The sequence below is a fragment of the Paenibacillus koleovorans NBRC 103111 genome (assembly GCF_004000845.1).
In the GTDB taxonomy this organism is placed as follows: Bacteria; Bacillota; Bacilli; order Paenibacillales; family NBRC-103111; genus Paenibacillus_AA; species Paenibacillus_AA koleovorans.
Genome location: NZ_BIMA01000092.1, coordinates 20,368 through 30,044 on the forward strand (window position 1 = coordinate 20,368; position 9,677 = coordinate 30,044).

Below are 9,677 nucleotides of genomic sequence, written 5' to 3' on the forward strand. Positions count from 1 at the left end.
CAACATTTGTCATTGAGTTGCAGCGTAAAGGCGTGCTGCGGCTGCTGAATGAAAGAGGGGCGAAAACGAGCGGGCAGGAAAAAGAGACGTTCGAACAGCTGCGCCAAGCGATTCTGCGAAAGCGCAGGGCTCGTTTCCGCTACTCCAAAAACTTGTCGAATCCGGACGGATCTCGTCATAGCGAGCGAACGGTTCAGGAATCGGACAATTTCTACATGGAGTCGTTCGAGCCAGGGGAAGAAGGCTGGCTGGCGACGTTCCGCGTCCGGCGGGTGGAGGACCTCCTTCAATGGACGCTCGGGTGGGGCGCGGCGGTGCGTGTGCTGGAGCCGGAATCGTTGCGCGAACGGGTGCGCGAGGAAATCAAAAAAATGCTTGAACACTACTGACAGACTGCTGTCAGTAGTGTTGTTGTATGCTGGATTCAGCTTAAGCAAAAAGGAGCTGGGTTCGGCAATGGATACGAAGGAAACGTTGCGTCAATTCGAGGAGACGGTCAGCGGTTATATTCGGGAATTGGATGGCTCAAGTCTCGATCAACTGCTATGGAAGCCGGCGGAAGACGCATGGTCGCTGGGTCAGATGTACATACATTTAATCCGTTCCGCGCATATGCAGTTGAGGAACGCCGCATTGTGCCTTGAACCGGGCGGCAGCCCGGAAGCTTCATGGGCGGGAAAGACGAAGCCGGGGGAGGAGTTGTTCAAGAAGGGGAGCTTCCCGCCGGATCGAATCCAAGTTCCCCCGTCCCCACAGTACACGCCGCCGCAACCGGAAAGCAAGGAACAACTTGTCGACGGGTTGCGGGATACGGTACGTCTTATGGTCGAGATCGAACCAACGATTGCGTCGGAGTTTGATCCGGTTACCCAAGTGCGATTGGAACCGGGTAAGGAGAGCGTTCGAAATACGGTTCTCCATCCGCGATTAGGCGGATTGAACGCGTTGGAATGGTTCCGACTGATCGAGATGCACTATCGCCATCACTTGCTCCAGAGGATGCGTCTGGACGATGCTTGGAGGGAAGCGCATGGGTGAGCCCGGGCCGGAAAGTGGAAAGTCATCCTATTGGATAGGCGTCGTCTCGGCTTGTACGAATATGCGATATCCGCGACGTTCGTACCTTACCGCCGGAACATCGCATATGTTCCCTGCCGGGAGGCGAGAATCGTTCCCGTAGCCCAGCACTAAAGAAATAAGCTCTCAATGATGAGAGCTTATTTCTGCCATTTATTTAAGCTGTTGTCTTTCTATTAATCGATAAACTCGACATATTGCAGGAATCGTTGCAGCATCACAACGGCTTGCGCTCTCGTCGCTGGCTGGGAAGGCGCAATGGTGTCATCCGTCATGCCATGGATGATCCCGGCGGCAATCGATTGTGCAACCGCGGATTGCGCCCATGCGGATATATCGGTTCGATCTCGATATTTACCAAGAGCGACCGACGCATCATTGACGTTCAATTGAGGATATCCCAAGTACACAAGCGCATTGTTGAAGATGACGGCCATCTGTTCTCTTGTAATAGGAACGTTAGGCGCAAATGTACCCACAGAGACACCACGCACTAGCCCAACTTGGACGCCTGCTTCAACGACTGGCGCGTACCAATCATTCTGTGCAATATCATTGAATGGAAGGTTCCTCTCTTTAGGCTCGAGTTTCAATCCTAACGCACGCACCAGCAGAGCTGTGAATTCGGCTCTTGTGATGGCAATGTCCGGCGCAAATTGCGCTGTCGATACCCCGCTAACGATCAGCTTGGATGTCAGCAATTCTATGTTTGTTTTCGCCCAATGACTTTGAATGTCGGAAAACGTCCTGCGGCCTGATTCTACGAGGGTATAGATACTGTTGTGCGGCGTCTTAATCGACATGGCTGTCTTGCCATCCGATCTTGTGGCGATTACAGCGGGAACGAAAGATAACGCCCGGGTTGCTGGATCATACAGGATGGCTGTCATGTATTCGCCCGATCGGTTCCCGTCAAACACGATGGTTCGAATCATATACGTACCGCCAAATTCATCAACTTCCACGGTTGCTTCATCAGATGTAACGGACACTTTGAAATCCACCGCTTGACTGATCGGTCTAAGACCGGCGTTGTTCGCGGACTGATCCAACTGCTCCTTCACTTGCCCCGCAATTTTTGTCATGCCAACAATTACATGTTTCGTTTGCGGCGCCAGATTCAGGGCGTTTACAGGGAGCTGATAGCTGGAAGCGTTCAGGACGATTTCGAAGATCGTATTGGGATAGGCGTTTTTCACTTTGTCGAGAGAGGCGCCTGTAAATTGTACTAGTACACCTTGCTCGGTATCGTTGATGATAACCGAAACGAACGGCTTCTTCACTTTCCCAAGCAGTGATAGCACTTGATCGATGATTTAGTCGGTCAATTCGATTTGTTCGATAATCGTGCCGTCTTCATGCGTGACTTTAACAAGCTGTAAAGGATCGATCTGAAGCATGACGCCGCCGCTGACATCAATCTCAAATTGAGGCTTCGGAACATTAGGAGCGGGCTGTGTACTGTCCTCACCTCCGCTTGAAGTTGAATCGATAGTTGAACCGATATTCGACAAAGTAATTTCCTCTACCGCTTCATTGTCCACCGCGTCTTTGACATATAGGGTATAGGTGCCATTGGCGGTAACTGTAAAAGATCGGGTTGATAAGATATCGGTTCCGTTCGCACCATCAGCGAAATCAGCGGCAGAACGGCTGCCGTCCAACCAATTCAGATGGGTTATCGAGTTCCCGTTACCCTGGACATTCACCATGACGTTTACGGTTACGGAAGGATTCCTTGACGTCGGACTGTAGGATAAGCTGATTTGCGGTGAATCGGAAACAATATTACCGATAGTTATCGACGCGACATTGCTGTTCCCCACTTCGTCTTCAACGTAAACCGTATACGTGCCATTCACGCTTGCCAAGAAGCTGCCGCCGGTAAACGATTGTCCGTCTGTTGCGAAATAATCCGTCGATCTAAGTCCTTGCGACCATTTTGTCGCGACGACGTTAGTTCCGGTGCCGTCAGCATTCACTGTGATCGTCACCGGCCCGTTCGTTGCCACTGTGTCGTCAGGATGCTGCGATAACGTCAGGGACGGTTTGGTTGAATCAATCCGAATGCCGTTTGTTGTTGTAACGGGTAAAACAAGCGGAGCGGCAACCAAGGTCGAAGCAGCATAGATCGCTGCCCCAGCCGGCAGATCGATGCCGGGTCCGATTTCGATACCGTCCGCATCGCTCAGTCCCTCTTGAACGACATAAGTGAACGTCAGTTTGTTCGGCTGGTCGACAGGTTTCCCAGTGAAATCGGCGTAGACTGTCGAAGTGCTCGCTCCCGTTCCGATTGCGATCGGAATTCTAGGGGAGTTCACGACATCGACATTGCCCTCGTAACTGACCGTAAAGGTCATTGTATCGCCGACACCATAATATTGGGGAGTCGGTACATCAACATGGGTAATTGCTGGAGGCGGCACAGTTATGTTCAAACGATAGACCCCTTGCGGATCGCCTTCTGGTGGTGTTGTTCGGATCCACACCTCATTCCCGCCGGCACGAACAGGCACAGTTGTAGATCTCGATGCCACTGCGCCAATGGTTACCGTCGTACTGGAATCGAGGGTAGAGGCGTCAATATGGACAGTTTCTATGTACCGATCTGTGTTCAATTCATATGCGCCTATTGACGATGAAAAACTCGCAGACGCCCAGCTCACAGTTCCGGTCGCAGGCGTAACGACAATCGTTGGAATCCTCGCCTGAGAAAAGTGAGTGACGAACATCGGATAGGTGGTTCCGTCCATCATGTTCCAGTCAATGGAAAAATCAGTCCAGCTTGAATACGTAGAACTTTGCTGCATATCCGCCGTTATGTGTCCTGTTCCGCTTCCGGATATCGACAAACCGCTCGTTTCAGTATCCCAATAAGCATTCGTTACCGTACCGCCTGTATGGTTTCCGATTAGTCCTCCGACATGAGTCGTACCGCTTACTAACGCTGTCGAGTAGCTGTTGGACACACTGTAGCTATTCTGCCCGATCAAGCCGCCGACAGAATCAACGCCGTTCACGCTGCCTTTTGCATAGGTGTTCATCACGATTCCCGTGTTGCTGCCGACCAATGCGCCGACCCGATTGCCGCCCAATACAGACGCATTTTCCAAGCCAATTCTTTTTATCACGCCAGAAGAAGCTGCGAATAACCCGGCATCGTCATTCGGTGTATTCACAGTCAAATTGCGAATGACGTGTCTGTTGCCTTCAAATATTCCCGCAAACGGCTGAGCACCGCTTCCGATCGGTTCCCAATTTCAGCCCATCCAGATCCAGATCATTGATCAGTTCATAGCTGTGATTCAAAGCGAATAGTCCTGTCCCAATCGCCGCGAGCCCTGAAGCGGTCGTAATACGATGGGGATAATCGATGCCGTCTTCACGGATCACAGTGCGGGTATAATTCACGACATATGGACTTACCGCAGCTCCACTGATGACAAGCGGGGTCGTAACTGTGATGTTGACGGTCTTGCTTCCGTGGGGCAATGTGATGGTCTTCGATTCAACGGGATCTCCGTCAATCGTTACGCTGGATTGACTGTAACTCTTGTACACCGCTACTGTTACGCTGCTCACATCAGTCGCTACCTGTGCGGAATACGTCAACGGTGGAATCGGTGGATTGGAGATTATAGGTGCTAACGATTCATCGTAGATAGTCAGTTCTTGCAAAAAAATCTGATCGTATGTCGTGCGATGGATCGGATTGGTTTGACCATTAATCATTCTCCATTCGCCAGTGTTGGCATTTGGGCCTGACAAATTCCACGAAGGCGCATAAGATGTGGCGTCTTTCATTTCTGCGGTGAATAATCCCGATCCATTTGGAGAAGCGTGTTTAGATAAATTGTAGTAGGAATCAGTTGTGATTACGTACGGTTCCTGCAACGATCCAATCAATCCGCCAGTTTTGGCCGGATCGCTCCCAGTTACTTCGACATCGGTATAAGAATTGAAGATGTAGCTGGGCGATTGGGGTGACCCGAGGGCATATCCAACCAAACCGCCTACGACAACTGCACCTTCAACGGTTCCGGTGACATAGGCATTTCTAATTGTGGAACTAGTAAATTCTCCAACCAAGCCACCGACATTGCTAACTGGCCCCCCGGTTCCCTTAATATTTACGTTGACCAAACCGATATTTTGAATCGTAGCTTCTACTGTTTTGCCGAATAAACCGACTCTGCTTTCGTTGGTATTGATACTCAGATTGGCAATCGTATACCCATTGCCGTTAAATGAACCTCTAAAAGCATTTGATACGTTTCCGCCCGAACCGACCGGAATCCACCCGCCTCCGCTCAAGTCGATATGGTTGCCGAGCGCATAATGAGCCGTCAGGTTACTGTGCATATCATTCAACCCGGCAGCGTCATAAATCATAATCGGACAAGCGACCGAGGCGCCAGGCGTTACGCAATCGGAAGCAAACACATGCTTGTCCACGCCAAATGGCAATGTTGCCGGAGTAAGCAGGATTACAACCATCAGCATCGCCAACCATTTACGTTTTAACAAGTCTAACATCTTCTACCTCCCCTAAATTAAAATAAAAGAGTTTAATGATACTATATACTATCATTTTTCTTTTTGTTATAACCCACATTTCGCATGTGAACCTGAGTCAAAGTTAGATTTTTTGAAGGAAACATGGCCGCTTCCAGAGAATGTAAACGTATAGCTTTCTGGAGGCGATCCCCATGAGTACCCCAATAAAAACGTATTCTTATTCGTCTGGTCCTACCGTGCTAATGGACCGGCTATGCCGTGAAATCGAACTGGAAGAGACCTTAAATGAGTTGCTGGCGTGGGACTCGAAACGGTGCAACCTCTCACCTGGCGCACGAATCAAAGCTCTGATCCTGAATGTGCTCAGCGGCAAGGATCCCCTCGTCCACGTGGAGCGATTTTACCGGGACCAAGATGTGGAACTCCTGTTTGGGGCCGGCGTAACCGCCGATGATTTGAACGACGATGCCCTCGCCCGAGCCCTCGACAAGTTGCACGAAGCGACACCGTGGAAGGTGTACTCCACCTTGGCCATTCGTGCGATGCGCAAGCTTGGTCTGCCGATCGGGGTGCTGCATAACGACACGACGTCGATGAGCTTGCATGGGGCTTATGAAGAAGAGGCTGATCTGAAAATCGTGCATGGACATAGCAAGGATCATCGACCCGACCTCAAGCAGATCATGCTCGGACTTGCCGTTTCGCCGGAGCGCATTCCGGTACTCGCCAATGTGGAGAACGGGAACACCTCGGACAAAACGTGGAATCACACGTTTATCCGAAAGCTGCGGCAAACGCTCAGCCAAGAAGATTGGCAACAGCTGCTCTATGTGGCGGACTCGGCGCTCATCACGAAGCGGAACCTGAAGTACATGAAACGGCTCCACTTGCGTTTCGTCTCCCGGTTGCCCGATGTATTTGCGGTGTGCGAGGAAGTGAAGCAGACCGCATGGGCATCATCAGGCGCGTGGCAGGAGATTGGCGTTCTCAGCCAAGGTCCGGCGGCTGCGCAGTACCGCCTCCAGTCGATGGATCGCGTGATGGATGGCCGTTCCTTTCGGCTGATCGTCGTCTATTCGAGTAACTTAGACGAGCGCAAACAACGAGCGCTGGAAAGCACGATCCAGAAAGAAGAAGAACGGCTCACGCGCCAGATCCGGAAGCTGGAAGAAACGGAGTTCCATTGCGAATCCGACGCCCGGCAAGCGCTCCAGGGATTCCAGGGTGAGCATCGAAGCGAATGGTTCCGGTGGGAGCTCACAGTCGAAGCGGTGACGCGCCCAGCCAAGCGAACCGGCCGCGGACGGCCGAAGAAGGAAGAGCCTTCGCCGATGGAAACCGTCTATGTGCCGAAGCTCGGATCGTTTACGCGAGAGGAAGCCGCGGTCGAAGCCGAGAAGCGTCTGCTCAGCACCTTCGTCCTGATCAGCAATGGCGAAGCGGACCGCTATTCCGATACGGATCTGCTTCGGGCGTACAAGGGACAGGATGCCGCCGAAACGCGATTTCGTCTGTTGAAGGACCCCCAACTCGTAGGCGGCGTCTATCTCAAGACACCGGATCGGATCGAAGCGCTGGGGATTGTGCTGGTGATGGCGCTGCTGCTGTACGGGATTTTGGAGTACCGCATCCGTCAACAGCTGGATCAGCAGGAGAAGCCCTTCCGAGTCCCGGGCCGAAGCCGGGATTACAAGCCGACGGGTCAAGTGTTGCTCCTCATGCTGCAACAAATAAAAGTGTTGTTGATCCAATACGAGGACCACAGGGAACGCCTGCTGACGGACAATGCCGATGATCTGGCTCGACGGGTCGTGGAAATGGCGGGCTATGACATGTCGATTTACAACGCGAGTCCTGTCGAAATGACAAGCTGCTAGACCAATCCCGCCCTCACGCCTCCTTTGAATGTCGAAAGAAGAGGGGTGCAGTCGAACACTGTCGCCCCATGGATTGGCTACCGATATAGATTCACTTGACTCACAGGAACAGCTTCCTATTACTTACTTTTGGGTCACCGGACATGCGAAATGTGGGTTATAAATCCAACGATTGGATTAATTAATGAGCGTACTAAGATCTAACAAAATTTGTCCGTATCCGCCATTGGATAATTATGCGAAATCTAGGGATTTGTAAGTCAATGGAGAAGACTCCAAAACTTTTTGTAGAAAAATTCACAAAATAGATACAAGTCGCAGACAAATTGTGACATACATTTACATTCGGTTCATTCTATAATGAGTTTTGTGGTTATGAGGTGAAAGACGATAAAATGAAAGAGATGAAGAAGAACGATGGCTGACGAGGAGTACATTGAGCATTTGAGACACAAGCTGGTTAGCTTGGCCATGGAACGGGGCAGCTTTCTGGATCAGCAAGTGCTGGCGCTGAGCCAGTTGCTCGACCGTTACTTGGTGCACCATTTGAAAAGACAGCGAAAGAGACGTATTTCGTAAAGGAGGCGTAGCGCGCCCCGTGTGCATCAAAGTACAAAACAGTTTAAAAGCGATCCCTGCTCCCGACAGAGCGGGGATTTTGTTTTATATAAGAAAGTCCAGTTAATGGAAGCTTTCTATCCGATTTTCACGGATGGTACGGGGCCGGATGCTCCATACTAAAACGAAAGAAGGCCAGACAGCCTAGGGGTCCCGGTAAGTTCCGATACGATCGAATGGCTGGGCGGGCGGAGGAAGCGACATGATGAGACGGCTCGAAATGACGACCATAGATTCGGGGCTGACCGGCAAGGTTCGGATCGGTACGAGAACGAAGGAGCTGATCGGCACGATTGAGCCCGGATGCATCGCGGTCATCCATCATGAGGATCTCGACGGCTTGGCGGCGCGGGGGTTGGCGGATGCGCGCGTGAAGGCGGTGCTGAACGGCGCGAGCACGATGACGGGTTCGTTCCCGCACGAGGGAGCGATGCCTCTGATCGAGCACGGCATTCCGGTGCTTGATATTCCGGGGCCGCTTTTCCGGTTGCTGCGGGATGGAGCGAAGGTGCGGATCGAAGGCGCGACTGTGGAGTTTGAGGGAAGCGTATACGCCTGCCGGCCGATTACTGCGGAAAGCGTACTGGCGGCGAGAGCGTATGCGTGGACGGAGCGCTGGCAGGACACATGCCTGCAGTTCATCGGCAACACGCTGGAGTACGCGGCGCTTGAAAAGGAGCTCGTGCTGAAGCCGCTGGAGCAGTTGCCTCGGCTGCGGACGCGAATGGCCGGTCGCCCTGTCGTCGTCGTCGTGCGGGGCGGCGGGTATGTCGAGGACTTGAATAGCCTCGCCTCTTACATCGAGCAGGCACAACCGGTGTTAGTAGGCGTCGACGGAGGAGCGGATGCGCTGCTGGGGGCCGGCTTCCGGCCGGACATCGTCGCCGGCGACATGGACAGCGTCTCCGACCGGGGGCTTCGCTGCGGGGCGGAGCTGGTCGTCCATGCTTATGCGAACGGCTATGCGCCAGGCTGGAAGCGCGTACGGCAGCTCGGCCTGCACGCTCACCAGTTGTTCACGCCGGGCACAAGCGAGGACATGGCGATGCTGCTCGCCTACGAGCAGCAGGCGGAGGTCATCGTGTCCGTGGGGGCGCACAGCCATATTGCCGATTTTCTGCAGAAAGGGCGGCCCGGCATGGCGAGCACGCTGCTCGTGCGGATGAAAATCGGGGCCAAGCTGATCGACGTCAAAGGCATCAGCAAGCTATTCCCAGCCACTCGTTCGCCGATCGGGCTGGACTGGAGCGAGAGCGGAATCGGCGCCGGGGCGTCTGCGTATGTGTGGCAGGGGGAGCGGTATTGACGATGGAGATGACGGTGGCGAGGCGGCGGAAATGATGACGACGGGGATGGATGAGGATAGGGAAGGAGCGAGGATGACGACGAGAATGAGGATGGAGGACAAACTCGTAGTTTCGATCATCATTCCGGCGTGGAATGAGGAGGCCCGGCTCGGCGCGACGATCGCGGCGCTGCGCCGCATGGCGGCCGAGTGGCCGGCCGAGCGGCGGTGCGAGCTCGTTGTCGTCGACGACGGGAGCCGCGACGGCACGCTCGCCGCCGCCCGCGCCGCCGGCGCCGACG

At 53.2% G+C, this 9,677-nt stretch carries 9 protein-coding genes; 6 read left to right on the forward strand and 3 right to left on the reverse strand.

Annotated elements, in window-relative coordinates:
* Nucleotides 1-17: 17 nt before the first annotated feature.
* A complete protein-coding gene (locus PKO02S_RS23930) occupies nt 18-389 on the forward strand; it encodes a WCX domain-containing protein (protein ID WP_246067267.1) in 372 nt (123 codons plus the stop codon).
* Nucleotides 390-456: 67 nt separating this feature from the next.
* Nucleotides 457-1,038 carry a DinB family protein gene (locus tag PKO02S_RS23935; RefSeq protein WP_127586912.1) on the forward strand — a complete coding sequence of 194 codons (582 nt, stop codon included), beginning with the start codon at nt 457-459 and terminating at the stop codon, nt 1,036-1,038.
* Between the two features lie 215 nt (nt 1,039-1,253).
* Here the strand turns inward: PKO02S_RS23935 and PKO02S_RS23940 are convergent, their stop codons facing one another.
* The 3 genes from PKO02S_RS23940 to PKO02S_RS23950 all read right to left on the reverse strand — a co-directional run bounded on the left by PKO02S_RS23940 (nt 1,254) and on the right by PKO02S_RS23950 (nt 5,613).
* Nucleotides 1,254-2,360, reverse strand: coding sequence for an S-layer homology domain-containing protein (locus PKO02S_RS23940; RefSeq protein WP_127586914.1), 1,107 nt, complete (start codon nt 2,358-2,360; stop codon nt 1,254-1,256).
* Nucleotides 2,361-2,393: 33 nt separating this feature from the next.
* Complete coding sequence (locus PKO02S_RS23945) at nt 2,394-4,208, reverse strand: cadherin-like beta sandwich domain-containing protein (protein ID WP_127586915.1); 1,815 nt, start codon at nt 4,206-4,208, stop codon at nt 2,394-2,396.
* A 79-nt stretch (nt 4,209-4,287) separates the two neighbouring features.
* Complete coding sequence (locus PKO02S_RS23950) at nt 4,288-5,613, reverse strand: GLUG motif-containing protein (protein ID WP_127586917.1); 1,326 nt, start codon at nt 5,611-5,613, stop codon at nt 4,288-4,290.
* Nucleotides 5,614-5,786: 173 nt separating this feature from the next.
* On the opposite strand from PKO02S_RS23950, the gene PKO02S_RS23955 reads away from it, so the two are divergent.
* From PKO02S_RS23955 to PKO02S_RS23970, 4 genes are all read left to right on the forward strand, one after another.
* Complete coding sequence (locus PKO02S_RS23955) at nt 5,787-7,472, forward strand: IS1634 family transposase (protein WP_127586918.1); 1,686 nt, start codon at nt 5,787-5,789, stop codon at nt 7,470-7,472.
* A 417-nt stretch (nt 7,473-7,889) separates the two neighbouring features.
* Nucleotides 7,890-8,051, forward strand: coding sequence for an aspartyl-phosphate phosphatase Spo0E family protein (locus PKO02S_RS23960; protein ID WP_127586921.1), 162 nt, complete (start codon nt 7,890-7,892; stop codon nt 8,049-8,051).
* A gap of 241 nt (nt 8,052-8,292) precedes the next feature.
* Nucleotides 8,293-9,396 carry a putative cytokinetic ring protein SteA gene (gene steA, locus PKO02S_RS23965; protein WP_174819953.1) on the forward strand — a complete coding sequence of 368 codons (1,104 nt, stop codon included), beginning with the start codon at nt 8,293-8,295 and terminating at the stop codon, nt 9,394-9,396.
* Between the two features lie 31 nt (nt 9,397-9,427).
* Nucleotides 9,428-9,677: glycosyltransferase (locus PKO02S_RS23970; protein WP_246067270.1), on the forward strand; the 250-nt coding region annotated here is incomplete at its 3' end.

Bases quoted from the DNA above. Each gene is read 5' to 3' on its own strand.
- PKO02S_RS23960 (WP_127586921.1), top strand. From the start codon at position 7,890: ATGGCTGACGAGGAGTACATTGAGCATTTGAGACACAAGCTGGTTAGC.
- steA (WP_174819953.1), top strand. From the start codon at position 8,293: ATGATGAGACGGCTCGAAATGACGACCATAGATTCGGGGCTGACCGGC.
- PKO02S_RS23950 (WP_127586917.1), bottom strand. From the start codon at position 5,613: ATGTTAGACTTGTTAAAACGTAAATGGTTGGCGATGCTGATGGTTGTA.
- PKO02S_RS23955 (WP_127586918.1), top strand. From the start codon at position 5,787: ATGAGTACCCCAATAAAAACGTATTCTTATTCGTCTGGTCCTACCGTG.
- PKO02S_RS23935 (WP_127586912.1), top strand. From the start codon at position 457: ATGGATACGAAGGAAACGTTGCGTCAATTCGAGGAGACGGTCAGCGGT.